The organism is Polystyrenella longa, assembly GCF_007750395.1.
Classification (GTDB): Bacteria; Planctomycetota; Planctomycetia; order Planctomycetales; family Planctomycetaceae; genus Polystyrenella; species Polystyrenella longa.
In genome coordinates this window covers 84,977-103,110 of sequence record NZ_CP036281.1, presented here as the reverse complement: position 1 = coordinate 103,110, position 18,134 = coordinate 84,977, and the positions used below count along the sequence as shown (strand labels likewise).

Sequence of the window (18,134 nt, the reverse complement as noted above, 5' to 3'; positions counted from 1 at the left end):
CAGTTTTTAAATAAGATAATTACAAACCAAATTAAACTCAGTCCTATTCGCTAAGGGTGGAATCATGAGCCAGGAAATTCTGAAACTTGTCGAGAAAGATAGTCTGCGGGAAGAACCGCTGAAATTCGAGATCGGCGACAACGTCAATGTGCATACGCGAATTCTGGAAGGCCAGAAAGAACGCATCCAGATTTTCTCTGGTGTGATCATTGCCAGCAGTGGCGGCGGAACCCGCGAAACCTTCACCGTTCGACGCATCGTCGCTGGCGAAGGGGTCGAACGTACTTTCCCGGTTCACTCTCCCAAAGTGGCCAAACTGGAAATCGTCCGCCACGGTGTCGTCCGTCGCGCCAAACTATTCTACTTGCGTGATCGTACAGGTAAGGCTACCCGCCTGGCCGAACGTCGCGCCAAAAACGAGTAATCATCGACTCGATTTTGAACCCGGAATTTATTCGGCAGCCCCTTTGAGCCCCCGTCTCCGATGGCACCGAATTAAATTCCCCAGTTGAGTAATCAGATTATTCCACCCCACGAGGTCATCCCTTTCGCGATGTCCTCGTGTTTTTTATGCGCACTCAGTTTATACTGGAATGCATCAAGGGGGACTCCGATGCGAGGCTGGCTGGCAAAACTACTGGGCAACAAAGGGGAACGCGCCGCCGCCCGTTATCTTCGCCGCCAGGGTTACCAGATCGTCGCCCGCAACTGGTCTAACAACCTCGGCGAGATCGATATCATCGCCCGTCAGCAAACGGAAGCAGGCCCCCTGCTGGTCTTCGTCGAAGTCAAAACCCGCAAGACAACCCGCTCCGGCCAACCCCACGAAGCAGTGGGATATCACAAGCAATCTCAGCTCACACGCGTCGGCCTGTCGTACCTGAAAACCAATCAGCTACTCGATCACCGAGCCCGCTTTGACGTCATCTCCATCCTCTGGCCAGACGAAGCCAAAGAACCACAGATCGACCACATTCAAAATGCCTTCGAACCACCCGGCCGCGGGCAGATGTATTCGTGATGAGTTGGAGGGCGTTCTCCGAAACAATTAGTGATATAATTAGAAGAGAATTTATTGAATCAATGGCATCAAAAAAAGAGGGGGGGGGCTGCCTCATTGATGATACAACGGAATTGAATAACACCTTAGCATCTACTTGATTAGGAGAAATGTGCTCACCTACATCTCCTTCTTTCGATCTAGCCTGTCTTGAGTAGCTAGATTTACATTTCCAACCGATTAGCCAACTCTCGTCGAGAGTATTTTATGACAACCACGCTCGACATCATCGAACATTACCTATCTGGAGTTCGCGATAACGTTAACGCCATATGTGACCATTATGGTGTCGACGATCTTTGGCTCAATCAGGAAGATCGAATTCCCTGCTCAGCCATTATTGATTGCCCGGCAAAACGCATCCGGTTTTCATTCCATGGGGTCGGCTGTCGCATGCAAGTGGGGAATCAAATCTACGACTTTGATTTTGGTCCCGACGGACGAATTGATGGATTTGATGCGTTTAGACTTTCGCTGTATATTCAATCCAGAAATAAAAACGATGAAAAGAAATTCACTGAAGAGCAGCTACAAACTGATATCGACTCGTTAGTAACTAAGGGAGGAGCGATCAAGCCGAAGTGGGAACCTGGCCCGCATCTCTATTATCTGGTCGAAAACAATACCTCTCCCGCTGCTAATAACCGAGAAACAACTTGAATTAGTGAAGGAAGTAGAAAGGGCACTAGCAGCCCGTTGAAAACATCACTATCCGCTGGGTTGTCGGTAAATAGTGACGGTGGTTTTCATGGGCGGTTTTTATCAGCCGATTGTTGGTCCGGACCGATCTGAACCGCGATGAAGCTCCGGGCAAACCGCAAAGCCACTTAATAATGGCTATATAAAGCCCCAACAACCCCGCCATCGCCCCCTGCAGACCCCGCGGACTACCTGTTCCGAACAGCGACCGCATCAAGGTCCCCAGGTTTCGACTCGCTGCCTGCAGTAGATAGCGTTTATTGATCTTCTCGATGCCGCGTAACCAGGTTCGCCTGGCTCCGCCCGTCTCGCAGGTGTGGGCGAAACTCCGTTCCACCTTTTCGCTGCGTTGCCGCTGCAATCGCTTGCCTTTACGGCGTCTCATACGTTGCCGGTTATTGGTTACCGCCCGGGCGACGTCAGCTTGCGTGTTTCGACCCAGAGTGATTCCTGCCGTTCGTGCTTGCGTTTTCCAAGTGACATGTCGTTCCTCCGTTAACCATTGCGATTGAATTCGGTGGGAGAAAAGATATCAATTGAGAATTCCGGCGCGTAGGGAGAATTTCAACGGGCTGTTAGGTCATCGTAACTTCTATACTCGCCACCTTCGCTTATCTCGTACACTCCGCAAAGAAAAATCATTCTTTATTCTCCACAATGTTATTATGAAGTACTCTGTAAGTTCAAATTTGTCATTATGAACAGAACAGAACAATCTACCAAAGAAATTCAAGAATTCCTCTAATCAATGGTGTAATTATTTAAATGGCTCTGAGCGACCATAAAGAAAAAAGGTTCGTAGGATGTCATCATCCCAATAGCTATCTACTTGAAGAACACCTATTGTACTGTCTCGCAAATACAGGACCTTATCATTCCGGCAGAAATGAAGCAGAACCTGCTTATTCTACCGGCTACGGCCCATTGAATAAGTTCCCATCTGTTAGCGACAGTACACTATTAATCTGATTGGAAGTTTTGGGTTATTGTGGCATCGATATGTCGTGTTTTCTGAGCTCAGTATTTCTCCATAGGAGATAGGCTCTCCAGTGATCTGAAAACATTTCAAAGAGTTCCCTCTCAGAGGGCCTCTCTTTACCACTTTCGATGAGATCGTTGAGATACGTTTCTATAAAAGCACCGGAACCAAAGTCATGATATTTGGCTAGATATCCCTGATATAAAGAACCGGACCCATATGACTTATATAGATTATTTGCATCTAGTATGAATAGTATGATATTATCGTACTCTCTGCAAAGTATCTCAAACTCCTGGGCATTTCCCGTGAACATCCAAGGTTTCTGAATCATTCGCTCCATCGTTGTATTTAGATGGACCAATATCTCCGAAGCCGTTTTCATAAGTCAACCATAATATCAGAATACTATAAGCTATCCTGATACTCTCTAATAGTCCAAGGGTCTTAAAGAGCCACAACAGGGTTTCAGGGTAGATTTCAAACTGAGCTTTCTACTGTCCCGGGGTAACATCGGTAATATCTAACCATCTTCTTAATTCATTCAGAGACCCAAAATTGTTTAGTTCTCTGTATTCTTCGAACCATTCACGAATTGGCATCGCTGTTCGATTAGAAGTGTTGACCTGCCCGTCCCTCAGGTGAATATCATGATGATACAAAAGGTGCCGATCATCATTGGGTAACTGGCCCAATACGCCACCTCTTTTAGAATTCGGACGAAGACGTAGAACTTTTCCACCTTTGCTTCTATACATTCTCTTGGCATACTTACTGCAATCTTCGACCGCATTATGCACAAGCACCCCGCCCGCACCCACATGATAAACATGTTCCCCCTTAACTTCTATGTTGTAAACAATATGCCAACCGGGTCTTAGGCGGATTTGTTCAACGATCGAGACGCCGGTTAACGTTCGCACCCTCTCGTATAGGTTCAGTTCATCCGCTCGGACAAACTCCTGCCGGTCTTCTGACCAGAAGGGGTGATTGGGTGTGGCACCGATTGATGCTGCTTCGGAAGCGATCTTGACGTCTAGCACTTTTTTGCCGGAGTGCCGGAATGTCGCGGTCACCACCCGACCGGGACCTGATGGGATCTCTGGACAAGCTTCAATATTTAAGACTTCGGCGTCTGCATCAATACCCAGTTCCGGGATGAAGAGGGGGATCGTTCTGCCAGTCTCGGCATCTTGGAGAGTAAGCCATTCTGCTGGTTATAGTAGTCTACGAGTTATCCTCCTGAATTGACTATAGCGTTTGCAATTCTCTCCTGCTGGGATTGTCTTATCCACCTCATTCCGGTTCTGGACAGAAACAATTTTCATCAAGTATTGGGTTTTACATGTTCGTTGTAATAGTCAAGGAATTCTTCTGGTGCATGGAAGTACTCCGTTGGAGAAACTTTGAAATCAGCAGCCCTTAACATATTAATAGCACCAGACAGACTCGGCACATCGACTGTCGGTGGAACAGAATGTAGACCTTCATCCCATTCTTGATCTAATTTAATAGCCCAATCAGATGCTTCTTGTCTATTCATTTCCCCATTAATCAACGCTTTATAAACTGGCACTAGAGTAGTAAATGATAATTCCATCAAAATGTTCCGTTCTTGGAATTGAATCCCTTTATTCTTTTAGTTCCAACATTTCTTGCGAATATTTCGGAGCAAACCCACAATAGAGATCTTGCTCCCATGTGTATTGGAAGCACCAATGTGAATCCTCAGGGATTATATAAGTATGTTGCGGATAGCTTAGTATAATATGCAATACATTCATCAATATACGAATGGGCATCCTGAATGCAAACGAATAAGCATCGTCATTCATAACGTAAACAGTACTGTTTTCGTCTATCTTAAAATCTCTGAAGAATGTGAGGAAGAAATTGCCTATTTCTTTCGGCAAAGAATGGTCAAAGTCACAGTTGCAAGAACAGTTCAGGTATTTGTGTTGCTTGACTTTGCTCCAATCAATTCTGCCCATTCCGATTGGGAAATTATCTTTAATTGCATCATAAATTAAGTCCTCCTCAAAAATCGAGATGTCTCCTGTTGCTATTGGGGAAGATAACTCATGCAAGATTTCATCATTTAATCCGTCTGACATAGTGTTTCCTCGCCAGTTGAAAAAATACAGTATCCTCGCTGATTAGTTATCTGACATTCGACAATAACTGATCTAGAATGCTATTCATAGCTTTCTCATTTCCTGGGAAAAGAAAGTGTGGTCCAATTCTTTTACCCGCTTGAACATTGATATGTGCAACACTTCTGGGATCAGATTCAATCCGATAATGAAGCTTTCCATCTGCTGATCTCATTCCATTAGAACCCATCCTGAAACCTGCTTGTGGTTTTCTTAGAGCCTTTTAAACAAGGTCGGTATTTCACCCATCAGAGGGTTTCAGGACCGCTTGTAACACGTCCGGTCCACTTGTTTATTCTAAACTTTTCTGCTTTAAATCCATGTTGCTTCAACCCAGGGCCATCGGGCCCGAGTCCGCTGCCAGTTTTTTTGTGATAGGAATTATATACGACGAACCATTCAGTGATTAAAACTCAGTGAAACTCATTCAGTTAACGATTTTCGCAACTAATGGATTGGGACTCCAGGCCGCTGCCGGATCACCTAGTGTTGACTTCCCAACACTCCTCTGGTGTAATCGCCACATCCTGACTATTTACTCCATTCTGCTTCATTCACCTCAGGCGTGGGTTCTGTCGGACGACATCATCGGGCGCTGATCCCACTTCGCAATTCGGCGGCTTCATCTCCATGATCATTACCTCTTGGCTTACGTCCCTGCTGCGCAACAAGAAACGTCACACCCGCCAACAAAACGCTCTCATTAATCGCCACCTTTATGGATGGCAACAGTTTGATCAACTCGAAGATCGAACATTGTTGTCGGCACCAGAATTTGATTTCGTCGCGACTTTTGGCGGAGTCGAAAATGACGATGGAGTCGAAGTGGCAGTAGATTCATCAGGTAACAGCTTCATTGCTGGCCACTTTTTCGAATCAGCTGATCTGGATCCAAGCGCCGGGGAAGTTAATCACGTCAGCAATGGCTTGAGTGATGTTTACATTGTCAAATTAAACGAGGAGGGAGACCGCTTATGGTCCCGTTCGTTCGGAGGTTCCTCGTATGAAACAGTATCCGGAATGCAAGCCACCCCAGATGATGGTGTTGTCCTGACTGGATCTTTTCGCGGGACGGTCGATTTTGCCCCAGGGCCGGACACTCATGAAATCGTAAGTACGAACAACGGCGTAGACACTTACATCCTCAAGTTGGACAGTAGTGGTCAATTCGAATGGGTTCGTACACTTGGAAGTTCGAGTTATGAACAAAGTTATGATCTCACAGTGGATAGTGCCAGTAACATCTATGTGACTGGTCGCTTCGATGGAGACAGTGGCCCTCTAACATTCAACTACGGAAGTATTCCCTACAGCTTGACTGGCTTTGGAGGCAGTGATGCCTATGTGATCAAACTCGACAGCCAAGGCCAATTCCAATGGGGAAAGACGTTGGGAGGTAGCGGGCGTGACGAGGGTGAAGGCATCGCCATTGACAGCTTTGGAAATGTATTCACAACTGGATTTTTCGAAGGCACAGCAGACTTCGATCCCGGAACGGGCACATTCGATTTATCGAGTAACGGTGGGAGAGATGTCTTTATAAACAAGCTGAACAATAATGGCGAATTCGTTTGGACTCGAACCTTAGGAACGACCTCATCAGAAGAGGTCATTGGAATAGAGGTCGACTCTTCCGGTAATGTCGTCCTTCTTGGAAAGTTTGAAGGAACTGTCGATTTTGATCCCGGGGCAGGTACGAGCAACAGTACTTCACTCGGCGGAACCGATATATTTGTGCTTAAATTGAATGCCAGTGGAAACCACATCTGGTCCCAAACATATGGCTCAGACCGAGCCGATCATGCTACCGGCTTAGAGGTCGACCATACAGGTATTATCTATATTGCAGCTAACGCATCTCAAGGCACGGATCTCGATCCTGGATCTGGAGTCATTAATCTATCTGACACTGCAAACAGTTATGTCCTGATCTTGAATGACGACGGCACTTATAAACAATCAGTGAATTATGGCGACGACGGATATACATTTACTCGAAGAATTGTTGTAGATCAAAATAAGAACATATTCGTCGTCGGTCCTTTTCAAAATTCTCCCGATTTCGATCCTGGTGTTGGAACGACTTCAAGAGAAAGTTTCGGTGATCAGGATGGCTATATCTTGAAACTCAGTCAGAAGTTGGAGACTGAATCGGATCTCGCCATCACTAACGTTGCCCACGAGGCCACCGTAGAACAAGGGGCGCAGCATTCCTATACGATCACTGTTAGTAACGAAAGTGGTGACGACGTAACTGATGCACTCATTCAGAATAACGTCGCTGCTTTCATGACCAATATCTCCTGGACTGCGGTTCTTAGTGGAGGGGCAACGGGATCGGACTCCGGAAACAGTCCGCTGAATGAGATAGTCGAATTGCCCGTCGGGGCCACAATCACCTATACCCTCACGGGGACAATCAAACAAAGCGTTCGTGATATCATTACGAATCTCGCGACGGTCAGTTCCGCAAGCAGAGCCGATCCTGATCTTTCCAATAACCGTGCGACACATAACGATTTCGTAGTTCTCACTTCTGCACCCGCTCCAGGGTTTTTTATCAACAGTGCCCAAGAGCTGAGCGATGACAGCACCCGAGACGTGGAACTCGCTGACCTCGATAATGATGGTGATCTAGATATTATTTTTGCCAACATAAGTGAGTGGAGCCGTATTTGGTTCAATAACGGCGATGGCACGTTCACGGAGAGCTCTCAGCGGATACCTTCGGGGGCCGGCGTCGCTGTCGGCGACCTGGACGGAGATGAAGATCTCGATATTATCATTGCGCGGGGTTCATCGCGGTCTTTTCCCGATGCCGTCTGGCTAAATGATGGCAGTGGACAATTTACTGACGGAGGTCAAAACCTTTCTAATGAAATCAGCCGCACTGTCCGATTGGGGGACTTGGACGGTGACGGCGATCTCGACGCTGTGGTTACTACCAACGACAGCACGCATGGAAATCGAATATATTTCAATGATGGCCATGCCAACTTCACTGATTCGGGTCAATCTCTCGCAGAGAATATTGATGGCAACAGATGGGGCGTTGATCTAGGTGACTTGGACGGTGATGGTGATCTTGATGCTATTATGACTGATTCCAGCGGAGAGGGCTTAGTTTATTTAAATGTTGGCGATGGAATTTTTACGCTGTATCATACGCTCGCTCTGACTTCCAACGATTTGGCCAGCGTCCAACTTGGTGACGTGGATGGCGACGGTGATCTCGACGCGTTCATCACCCGACTATACAACCCGGACGTCCTCATGACGAACGATGGTACTGGTATCTTCACAATCACCCAAGAGTTTTATGTCTACAATGGAATGGGTTGGGAAGGTGACTTCGGAGATTTTGATGGAGACGGTGACCTGGATCTGATGGTGACGGGAGGAAGCCTTTCCTTCACCAGCGTCTGGTGGAATGATGGTTTTGGACGATTCACCGACAGCCAGCAACAGTTAGGATTAGGATCGGCGATCAGCGTGGCATTCGGAGATCTGGATGGTGACAACGATCTGGATGCCGTGATCACTAAAAACGGAAACTCCCACAACGAGGTCTGGCTCAACCAGTATCTAACGGTTCCATTTCACGAGGACTTTCAAGCAGGTCATCGTGGTAACTTTCTGATGAATTTGCCGGAAAACTTCTCTTATCTAGAAAGACGTGATGGAAATCGTCTCCTGTCGGTAGGAGTGCGTGATCCAGAAGGAGTCAGTGTGGCAACGCTGAAAACAGACCTTCCACTACTTGAAAAATTAGAACTTTCTGTAGAAGTCACACCTCTCAGTTATCCTGATCATTGGGCCGATGGATTTCTGGTTTTTGACTATCAGAGTAATTCTGACTTCAAATATGCTGGTTTTTTTGCTGGAAAGAATCAGTGGGTAGTCGGACATTATCAAGGCGATTGGAAAAATCGCTTAGCTCAAGTCGATTGGGATGAAAATGGTCGACGCATTGATATCGGTACTGCATACACGCTGCACTTGACCATTGACGGAGACAACGTTGCTCTGTCCGTCGATAACAAACTGATGATGCAAGCCACATTTACTGAACCGATCAATGAGGGTCGGATCGGGCTTGCAACATACAACGCAGTCTCCCTGTTTGATAATCTTATCGTTGGAGAAGACGTTGATCAGGGGGCTCCATTAGTTCTCCCATATAGAGAAGACTTCAATGACGGCAGTTCTGATCAGTTTGAGTTCGATCAACCTGAATCCTGGTCAATACAGTCATCTGACGATGAAGTTTTTTTGCAAGTAGATGCATCCGAATACAAGGGTCTCCGCATAGGCCACCTTAACTTTGATCGCCCCATGCCCAATTCTTATGAAATGTCAGCTTTCGTAACCTCGATGGGCGGGCCCAACCGCTGGCTGGATGGGTTCCTGATCTTCGATTACCAGTCCCCGACCAACTTCAAATACGCGGGTATGTTCACCGGCGTGAATCAATGGGTGATCGGACATTACCAGGGCAACTGGACGAACCGACTCGCTCAGGTTGATCTGGACGATGTGGGAAATCAAATCTATGCCAGCAAAGCGTACACGCTGCATGTGACGGTCGATGATAACGATGTTGAGCTACGTGTCGATGGAATTCCGACCTTGTCCGCGACCTTCGCCAGCGGGATCACTAACGGCACCGTCGGCGTGGCCGCCCAGAACGCAGTAACCCGGTTCGATAATTTGCATATCGATCTGGATGTCCCACAGGGAAAAGAGTTACCGCTCCCTTACAGTGACGACTTCAACGACGGAGCAGCGCAGGACTTTTATTACAACTTGCCCGGTGCCTGGGGTATCGCCAACTTTGGTGCTGAGAAAGTTCTCCGCGTGAACACGGCTGGATCAGGCCGTACCGGCCTGGCGTTTGTGCCCATTGACAGTACTGATGCGGAAGCGATTAAAGTTTCGGTCGATGTCCGTTCCAACCAGGTCACCAATGGTTGGAACGACGCGTTTGTAATCTTCGACTATAAGAATGAAAACGACTTCAAGTACGTCGGTTTCTATACAGGTCAGAACGAATGGGTCCTCGGTCATTTCCAGGGGAACTGGAACAACAGATTTGATACCCTCGACTGGGACGGCTCCGGTCGCAAGATCAATTTCAATCAGTTCTACCACCTTGAACTTCACATGGATAACGACTACCTCATATTCTCTGTCGATGGTGAAGAGATCTTCAACTATTTTTTCGACTCGCAAATCGAAAAGGGGGCAGTGGGTGTGGCCGCCGCGAATGCCTTCAGCTGGTTTGATAACTTCACCGTTGAAGAAGCGGGACCACTCGTCATCCCTATTGCTTCACCCATAGCCGATCCGGTCTTTGCCAACTGGGATGAGGAATCGGACGACTTATTAAGTTAGAAATAGGATCACTTCTCAGAGCAGATGAATTGTGAGAGCTCGATTTGAAAAGTGCATTTGCTCCGCCTGCACCCAGTAAAATCACAATTGGCTTGCGTTAAGTCCTTTCAACGACTTCCGGATGGAGATGCAGTACCTGATTCTTTCTATGACGTCGACACTTAAACGGTTGCAGATATTCTAAATATTCACGCATCCGAGCAATTCTCTCCGTTTTCATGTTTATCGAGTTGCGATTCGGGCGTATTCATCAAAGACCTTGATCGATATCTCTCTCGCATCTGTTTTATAGTTGGAGTCAGAATAATGCGTTTATTTTCCTGGTTGAATTCGTCTTCCTATATTCGGTCAAACTCTTCACTTCGTCGACTCTCGGAAAACCGAATAGAAACTAGGGCTAACGCACTGCGACAATTCGACAGTCTGGAAAGTCGGCTGCTGCTTTAATCTACAGGGTTCGCATACACTGCCGGACCACAGGATGTCAACGTTCCCTACCTGTCAGAGGGTCAGGAAATTGCGATCGATTCGGCAGGCAATTCATACTCCATCGTCAGGTACGTTGGCAAAGTCGACTTTGATCCCGGTCCCGGCGTCGTGGAACTTGATTCCGCTCAATCTGCAGGTTCTTTTGCCTTAGTAAAAGTAGGACCTGAGGGTGGTTTTGAATGGGTACGTAGCTATTCCACATCTAACAACCCTGCGGGACATATTATGGCCTTAGCCATAGATGGTGATGATAACGTTTATTGCTTTCAAAGCTCGAATCTCAGGAATATTTTGAAGATAGATGGCGACGGAAATGTAATCAACACGTACCTGGTTCAGGAGGAATACTCTACGGCGGTGGCCGACGAGATGAAAATCGACTTCGATGGAAACATGTATATCAGCGGACGGTTTGCAGGTGAATTGAAATCAGGGACAGGTGAGGACGAGATTATTTATGAAAGCACCTCAGGAGGTGTCGATGGCTTCGTTCTCAAAATGGACAATACCGGAACCCGGGAATGGGTCAAGCAGTTCGCCATCTCAGATGGAAATAGCTCTGTGCGATTGTCACTTGACGAGAATGGAAATGCTGTCGTCCTCGGAGACTTCAAAGGGACGATCGATTTCGAATACGGTAACGACAGTGATATTCGAACGAGTAATGGTCTCGACGATGTGTTTTTAGCGAAATTGAATTCAACAGGAGAGTTACAATGGGGCCATACATTCGGAGATGTCCAAAGAGATTCTGCCAATTCTATTAACATAGATTCCGCTGGGAATATTTTCGTCGCTGGCAGGTTTCGAGGAAATGTTGATCTCGACCCCACTGTAAACACGAATATTCTTGAAGCCTCTCTCACTAAGTCTGAGACGTTCATTGCTCGTTTCGACACGAATGGCGATCTGGTCTGGGCCGGTTCAATGGAGGGTAGTAGTGGAGGCCCTCTTATAGCGAGTATCGATTTTGATCAACAGGAGAATCTCATCATTGGAGCTTCGCTGTTTGGTACATCGGATATTGATCCTGGCCCAGACACCTATATTTTAGATATGGATAATTATTCCTCTGCGATCTTCTCTCTGGACACCAATGTCAATGTCATTTGGGCAGCAACCTTAGATGGGACTTTTAAAACCCAGTATAATTACAGCCCGAACTCTGCTTTGGATCTTGTAGTCGCTGATGATGATTCCATTTATATGTCAGGAAGCTTTAAGGGGAAGGCGGATGCTCAAATTGGCCCTGGCACTTCCATTATTTCAGCGAATGAGCAGAGTCAGCAGTCTCCTTTTATGTACTTATGGAAGGTCACTCCTGAAAGCGTGGACTCCCTCGGGATCTCCAAATTGTATCAGGCCGATTTCGATTTTGGTCTTCCCGCCAATCTGATTATTAACAACCCCGGATCTACATCCACAGTAGAAGCCTCTTCCAATAAACAGCTCATGTTCAGCAACGCAGGCGGTACCGGATTAAGTACCGCCGTCTGGAATTCATCAGATCCGCTCCCAGAAATATTCGAGATTTCCGCAGAGGTTACTTCGGTGGGTGGTCTGAATAGCTGGTTAGACGGTTTTCTCATTTTTGATTACCAAAGTGAAACCGATTTCAAATACGCCGGTTTTTTAGGCGGACAGAATCAATGGATCATTGGACACTATCAGGGCCATTGGGGAAACCGGGCTGCCCAAGTGGACTGGGACGATATAGGTCGAACAATTGATGCTGATGTTCCCTACACAATCCATCTTCGAAGTGAAGGTGCTACCGTCTTTCTTTCGGTGAATGGAGAGTTCCTCACGCAGGTCACCTTTGATTCCCAGATCAATAATAGACAAGTCGGCATCGCTTCTTTTAACGCTGTCACCAGATTTGATAACCTATTCGTGGGAGAGAGAATCGACGAAGGGGCACCAACGAGCCTTCCTTATTATCAGGATTTCGCAAGTGAGACGCCCGACCGATTCCTGTTCACAAATCCCCATTTATGGACCGTCGATACTTACGAAGATCAACGCTACCTTCAAATCGATGCCTCCGACAATCAGGGACTTGGTATCGGCTATATCGACTTCGAATGGCCCATGCCCAATTCTTATGAAATGTCAGCACTCGTAACCTCGATGGGCGGGCCTGGTCGCTGGTTGGATGGATTCCTCGTCTTCGATTACCAGAGTCCAACCGATTTTAAATATGCAGGGATGTTTACGGGGCAAAACCAGTGGGTCATCGGTCATTATCAGGGCAACTGGGGAGATCGTGTTGCACAAAATGACTGGGACGACATCGGACAAGAAATCAGTGTCAACATTCCTTACAATTTACACATCAGCGTTGACGGGAATGAAGTCACGCTGCGGGCCAACGGAATCATCGTCGCAAGCGGCAGCTTTGAAAACGGTGTCGGTAATGGGACCGTAGGAGTCGCTGCGCAAAACGCGATCACTCGTTTTGACAACCTTGAAGTCGATGTAACTGTCGAAACGGGGAAAGCAGTTTCTCTTCCCTTTACAGAAACTTTTGATGACGGAGCAGCACAGAAGTTTTACTACAACAAACCACTTCCCTGGAAAGTCGTCGCTCCCACAGACGACCCGCTCTTACGCATTAATACCTCTAACGGAGGCGGCCAGGCTACCGCTTACGTTCCAGTTGATTTGGATGGCTCCGAAGCAATCGAAATTTCGGCCAGTATTCGCTCAAACCAGATTTCGAATGGATGGCACGATGGATTCTTAATCTTCGATTATAAGAGTCAAAACGATTTCAAGTACGCCGGGTTCTATACGGGCCAGAACCAATGGGTCATTGGACACTTCAACGGCACTTGGAATAATGTCCTGGCGATGGAAGACTGGGATAATTCGGGGCGTAGTATTAACTTCAACCAGTTTTACGATCTGACACTGCACATCGACTATACATTCGGTTTTGCGACCTTATCCGTCGATGGTGAAGAAGTCGTTTCAACTTCGGTCGATGTCGATCCCCGGGAAATTGAGACTGTAGGTGTCGCCGCCGCGAACGCATTCAGCTGGTTCGACAATTTCTCTGTCAAAAAGGCCGATTCCATCGGCATTCCCGTCGCCTCTCCAATAGCCGACCCTGTGTTTGCCAACTGGAAAGAGGAATCGGACGACTTGTTGAGTTAAGACAAAAATTGTGACTTAGACGTTAGGGCAGGGCGCGTTAGACACGGTCGAGCCAGAGAATTTGGTAAGGCTCGATCTGCAAATGCTCGGAAGTTGCATATTCTCGGTTGGTAATCATGTCTTCAAAGAAGTGCCCCAGGCCTGCTGTCCGGATGATGTTGCCATCTACCGTCTGTGGAATTTCCGAGAAGTTCGCCAGCACGATCAGTCGGTTGCCGTCGTGGAAGCGAATGTAGCCCAGAATATGTTCATTTCCGGTGCGGACCAGATCCATTTCCTGTCCCGCAAGCGCGGGATGAGATTTACGCAGGGCGATCAGTTTTTGTGTTGAACGGAAAATTCGTTTTCGAATAGAACCACTCCCCGAGTCGATGTGATCATCCAGCTCGTCGAGGTATTCCCATTTCATTTTGGGGCGATGAATCCAACGACTGTCCCCTGCCTTCACGGGGTCTTTCACGAAGTCGTAATCGTTAAGCATCCCCCATTCTTCGCCCAGGTAGAGCAGGGGGATTCCGCCAATGCTGAGTGAGACACCGTGCAGCAGAAGCATACGTCGAATCGCCAGCTCTTTCTTATCTTCATCTTCCTGTTCGATTGCCTGTTCCAGTCCGGCCAGAGAAGCCATTGTTCCGGAGATACGCATATCGCCCGTCTGCTGGTTTTCCTGAAAGGGAACTCCTCGAGCAAAAGATCCATCGAACTGTCCCGTGTAAAAGGAGTTCAAGAACTGCCGATGATCGTAGGCATTGATACCGATCATCGCCGCATCGGCATCGTCGAAAGTCCAACCAATGTCATCATGACAACGAAGATAGTTCACCCAAGCCGTATTCGGAGGGAGCCGATATCGATGACTCAGTGACTGCACCAGCAGCTTGACGTTGCGGGTGGCCAGCGATTCCCACAGCAGCGCCATCAGCGTTGGGTTATAGGAAATCTGGCATTCTTCTTCACCAATGTATTTGACCACTTCATCCGGATGCACGATGGCTTCCGACTTAAAGAGCAAACTGGGGGTCGCTATCCGTGAGAGCAGGTTGAACGCTTGAATTAACATGTGAGCTTCGGGTTGGTTCTCGCAGGTCGTGCCCATCTTCTTCCAGATGAAAGCGACCGCGTCCAAACGCAGGATATCAACACCCGTGTTAGTAATGAATAACATCTCTTCCAGCATCGCTCGGAAGACAGCGGGGTTGGAATAGTTGAGATCCCATTGAAAGCTGTTAAACGAAGTCCAGACCCATTGCTCCATCCCGTCGTGCCAGGTGAAGTTCCCGCGGCGAACCGTGGGGAAGATTTCACGCAACGTATGCTCGTACTTATCCGGTTCAGTTCGATCCGGAAAGATATAATAGAACTCCTGGTACTCGCGGTTACCGGACTGCGCCAGTCGCGACCATTCATGATCGTCAGATGTATGGTTGAAGACGAAGTCGAGCACCAGCGAAATGCCCGCTTCGCGCAAGTCGTCCACCAGTAATCGCAAATCGTCAATCGTTCCCAGACGTGGATCCACTGAGCGGTAGTTGCTGATCGCGTACCCACCGTCGCTGTTCCCGGGCCTAACGGCGAAGAGCGGCATCAGGTGCAAATAGGTCAGGCCGAGATCTTTAAAGTAGCCAACATGCTTACGGAGCTGATTCAGATTTTCACCGAAGAGGTCCACATACAGCGCACCACCACAAATCCGCTCTGATTGAAACCAGTTCGGGTCGTTGACCCGTTTCCGGTCGAGTTTACAGAGAGGTTCTGCGCGGTCGGCCCAACCCTGGGCGGCGGTTGTCACAATCTGCTCGAGGTGATAGAAGAAGTCGTATCGATGGCTGTAAAGGTGATACAGGATCCGGAACAGTGGACGCCAATATTCATTCAAACGAAGTTCAAACTCATGCTGTTTGACTTCGTCGACTTGATTTCGTTGCCAGACTTCGGTGAGCGATGATTGCAGCCGTTTGAGGGTTAGATCAGCCTTAAAGTTGATGTCATCCTGCGTGGTGCTCATTCGGTTTTATCGTTGGGGATAATGATGTTATTCAGAAAGTTGTAATACTCGATACCCTCAAGAATTCCCGCGGCGTGTGACGCTTCCGAGAAGTAGATACGAGGTCTGTTGCGTAACCGACGGAGTTCGCGACTGTGGTTGCCCACGACCACTCCGAGTGTTCTGCCGAGCAGCATGCCGGCATCGTTACCTGAATCTCCGGAGACCAATACTCTTTCCGGGGAAAAACCCCATTTCCAGAGCACATGTCGCATGGAGAGATCGCTTCCTCCCCGCACGGGGATCACATCCAGATACATACCAAGGGACGAGACAACCTTAGCACGCAATCCGGCCTCGCGTAGCGTTTTTTTGATGACTGTTATCTTAGGACAGGTCCGGGTGTCGAGTTCATAACTGATTTTGTACTCAGACTGACAATCCTCTTCCTGAAGATTGATCCCGGGGAGTTCAGCCATCACTTTTCGGATCCCTTCCGCGTTCCAGGCGTACCCGATCGATTTCTGCCAGCTGCTGTCGACGGTCAGATTTTCACCGTAGTGCAACTTTGTACCGCAGTCGGTGTCGATCAGGTCGGGCTGGGGAAGCCCAAGTTCGCTGATCAACTCCATGGCACTGTCCAAGCGGCGTCCCGTGGCGATCCCGAATCCGATGTGATCGTTTTCCTTCATCATCTCGATAAATTGCTGCAACGACTCGTCATCGCCAGTCAGCGTGTTATCCAGATCGGTGATGATCAATCGATCGAAATCAGGCAGTCGCCGTTTGACTGTCGTGTTTTTGAGAACCGGCGGTGGAGAATGTTCCAGGATGTCATCCAAGTCACGGAGGTAGCGGTTCGCATGGTTCGCCCAGGAATAATATTTCCGCGTTCCGTTGATACCATTCTCAGACCAGGTTTTCCATTGATCTTTCTCGGTCAGTACCCGTAGCAGCGCGTGCTCAATATCTTCATGACTATGCGGATCAATCAACAAACCGTTCTGACAGTTAGAGATGATGTCCCTCGGTCCGCCGTCGTTGGTCGCTACGATGGGTAAACCAGTTGCCCCTGCTTCCAGCAAAGTCAGGCCAAATGGTTCCGTATACGCCGGATTGATAAAGACACCTTGTGTGAATGCGGCCAGTCGATACAGCTCGGGCACGTCGTCGGATTTGTGCGTCTTGGGATAAGCAACTTTGCCGTACAAGTCGTACTTGTCGATCAGGTGGAACACGTTTTTGATGACGGTTCGCTGCCCTTTAGGCATCTCACGAAAATCGTCTCGCGACCCCATCACGACAACCAAGTTGGCCAGTTCCTGTAGTTGCTCGCTTTCTCCATATACCTTGACCAGCGTCTCCAGATTTTTACGTTCATCCGGTCGTGCCACCGTCAGAATGATGGGCTTGTCCGGTTCTCGCAGAAAACGATTCAACGTCTCAGCGAAAGTCGGTGTTTCCCAGTCTTTGTCGATCGGCATGAACGATGTCAGATCCACTCCCGGCGGAATCACTTCCATCCGTTCGGGCTGGTAATGGTCGTACATTTGATACTGCTGTTCCACTTCCTGATTCGTGCTGGTCACGACCATCGAAGCGGTTTCCAGAGCAAACTCTTCCGCCTCGATACGTGTTCGGAAGTGGTACTTGCGTTCGAGTTTGTCCATGTCGGCATTGCTGTGGGACAAACGCTCTCTTTTCACGCGGCCCAGAGAATGGCTAGTGAAGACGTAGGGAATGTGAAGCAGTCGCGCTAACTGAGCTCCCGCGGCACCGGCATCGGCATAGTGTCCGTGGATAATATCGGGCAATCCCGTCCGGCGAAAATGCTGGAGCGTCTGATCGATGAACAGCTCCATGTACGGCCAAAGCGATTCTTTTTTGACGTACCGTTTTGGCCCAAAGGGGATCCGGACGATGCGGGCATTGTCCGCCAATGGCTCTTCCAACTGGGCATAGTCATCCGAGACGCGCGGATCGATGATCTGCCGCGTTAACAACTCTACCTCGCGTACATGAGAGTGCGCGGCCAGCTCTTTTGCCAGCTCGATCAGGTATTTGATTTGTCCTCCGGTATCAGCATCTCGACCCAACTCAGGTTCATGACCTCGAATCAGCCCATGCAGACTGATCAACGTTATCTTTAAATCTTCCTTTTTTTTCATTTATTAACCTGCGGCGTCACCAGTTCTGCAGAAACAGTTGTCTGTCTTC

12 protein-coding genes are annotated in these 18,134 nt (G+C 48.2%); 5 read left to right on the top strand and 7 right to left on the bottom strand.

Annotated elements, in window-relative coordinates; genetic code table 11:
• Positions 1 to 64: 64 nt before the first annotated feature.
• From rplS to Pla110_RS00355, 3 genes are all read left to right on the top strand, one after another.
• The gene (gene rplS / locus Pla110_RS00365) at positions 65 to 424 is read left to right on the top strand and encodes a 50S ribosomal protein L19 (protein WP_144992065.1); all 360 of its coding nucleotides are present in this window, start codon (positions 65 to 67) and stop codon (positions 422 to 424) included.
• Between the two features lie 189 nt (positions 425 to 613).
• Positions 614 to 1,021 (top strand): YraN family protein, encoded by a 408-nt coding sequence (locus Pla110_RS00360; RefSeq protein ID WP_144992063.1) that lies wholly within the window; start codon positions 614 to 616, stop codon positions 1,019 to 1,021.
• Between the two features lie 246 nt (positions 1,022 to 1,267).
• The gene (locus Pla110_RS00355; RefSeq protein WP_144992061.1) at positions 1,268 to 1,720 is read left to right on the top strand and encodes a DUF6896 domain-containing protein; all 453 of its coding nucleotides are present in this window, start codon (positions 1,268 to 1,270) and stop codon (positions 1,718 to 1,720) included.
• Between the two features lie 25 nt (positions 1,721 to 1,745).
• On the opposite strand, the gene Pla110_RS22480 is transcribed toward Pla110_RS00355, so the two are convergent.
• The 5 genes from Pla110_RS22480 to Pla110_RS00330 all read right to left on the bottom strand — a co-directional run bounded on the left by Pla110_RS22480 (position 1,746) and on the right by Pla110_RS00330 (position 4,852).
• Positions 1,746 to 2,201, bottom strand: coding sequence for a transposase (locus Pla110_RS22480; protein ID WP_261342456.1), 456 nt, complete (start codon positions 2,199 to 2,201; stop codon positions 1,746 to 1,748).
• Positions 2,202 to 2,742: 541 nt separating this feature from the next.
• The gene (locus tag Pla110_RS00345) at positions 2,743 to 3,072 is read right to left on the bottom strand and encodes a hypothetical protein (RefSeq protein ID WP_144992059.1); all 330 of its coding nucleotides are present in this window, start codon (positions 3,070 to 3,072) and stop codon (positions 2,743 to 2,745) included.
• Between the two features lie 160 nt (positions 3,073 to 3,232).
• Positions 3,233 to 3,814, bottom strand: a complete 582-nt coding sequence (locus Pla110_RS00340; protein WP_197440408.1) for a polymorphic toxin-type HINT domain-containing protein — start codon at positions 3,812 to 3,814, stop codon at positions 3,233 to 3,235.
• A 251-nt stretch (positions 3,815 to 4,065) separates the two neighbouring features.
• Positions 4,066 to 4,338: a hypothetical protein gene (locus tag Pla110_RS00335; protein ID WP_144992055.1), complete on the bottom strand. Its 273-nt coding sequence runs from the start codon at positions 4,336 to 4,338 to the stop codon at positions 4,066 to 4,068.
• A 31-nt stretch (positions 4,339 to 4,369) separates the two neighbouring features.
• The gene (locus Pla110_RS00330) at positions 4,370 to 4,852 is read right to left on the bottom strand and encodes a hypothetical protein (protein ID WP_144992053.1); all 483 of its coding nucleotides are present in this window, start codon (positions 4,850 to 4,852) and stop codon (positions 4,370 to 4,372) included.
• Positions 4,853 to 5,521: 669 nt separating this feature from the next.
• Between Pla110_RS00330 and Pla110_RS00325 the strand changes: the two genes are divergently transcribed.
• Together Pla110_RS00325 and Pla110_RS00320 are read left to right on the top strand one after the other, a co-directional pair.
• Entirely contained in the window at positions 5,522 to 10,285 is a 4,764-nt protein-coding gene (locus Pla110_RS00325; protein ID WP_144992051.1) for an FG-GAP-like repeat-containing protein, read from the top strand.
• Positions 10,286 to 10,999: 714 nt separating this feature from the next.
• Positions 11,000 to 13,933, top strand: a complete 2,934-nt coding sequence (locus Pla110_RS00320; RefSeq protein ID WP_144992049.1) for a hypothetical protein — start codon at positions 11,000 to 11,002, stop codon at positions 13,931 to 13,933.
• 37 nt (positions 13,934 to 13,970) lie between these two features.
• Here Pla110_RS00320 and Pla110_RS00315 read toward each other — a convergent pair whose 3' ends face one another.
• Both Pla110_RS00315 and Pla110_RS00310 read right to left on the bottom strand, forming a co-directional pair.
• A complete protein-coding gene (locus Pla110_RS00315) occupies positions 13,971 to 15,938 on the bottom strand; it encodes an alpha-amylase family glycosyl hydrolase (protein WP_144992047.1) in 1,968 nt (655 codons plus the stop codon).
• Complete coding sequence (locus Pla110_RS00310; RefSeq protein WP_144992045.1) at positions 15,935 to 18,085, bottom strand: HAD-IIB family hydrolase; 2,151 nt, start codon at positions 18,083 to 18,085, stop codon at positions 15,935 to 15,937. The genes Pla110_RS00315 and Pla110_RS00310 overlap by 4 nt, the downstream gene beginning before the upstream one ends.
• Positions 18,086 to 18,134: the final 49 nt, after the last annotated feature.